Raw genomic sequence first — 479 nt, 5'->3', positions numbered from 1 at the left:
TTGGCGTCGCCATCGCAAACGGACTGTACGCCTGATCAAAACCGCCGCTTAAGCTTTTGGGCTTTGGGCTTTTGTGTTGTGCGGCGTTTTTCAAGGTAGTTGTCGCGTCAACCATCCAACTATGCGGCTTGCTTCACGTGCTGTTGTTCTCGATCAGGGTTCAGCAGCACGGTACCAATCGGCTCCCAGTTGCGAGTGCGTCCTGACCATCGCTCCGGATTCTTGCTTCGAGCGCGCTCATAGAGTTCGTGGCGCAGGGCAAGGATTTGCTTGTCCTGACCTCGATGACGCTCTGCTGGCGTGACGAAGCGGATTCGGCTGTGTCGGTGTTCGTGGTTGTACCAACGGATAAAATCACGCACCCAGCATCGTGCAGCATCCAAGGTCTCGAAACCCTTGGTCGGCCATTGCGGGCAGTACTTCAGTGTTCTGAAAAGCGCCTCCGAGTATGGATTGTCATTGCTGACACGCGGCCTGCC

At 55.9% G+C, this 479-nt stretch carries 1 protein-coding gene; it reads right to left on the bottom strand.

The window, feature by feature from the left end:
• Window positions 1–119: 119 nt before the first annotated feature.
• Window positions 120–479: integrase core domain-containing protein (locus ACF8FB_RS18025; RefSeq protein WP_392511631.1), on the bottom strand; the 360-nt coding region annotated here is incomplete at its 5' end.

The organism is Pseudomonas sp. yb_2 (genome assembly GCF_043103905.1).
GTDB classification, from domain to species: domain Bacteria; phylum Pseudomonadota; class Gammaproteobacteria; order Pseudomonadales; family Pseudomonadaceae; genus Aquipseudomonas; species Aquipseudomonas alloputida.
This window is presented reverse-complemented; position numbering and strand designations above follow the sequence as displayed.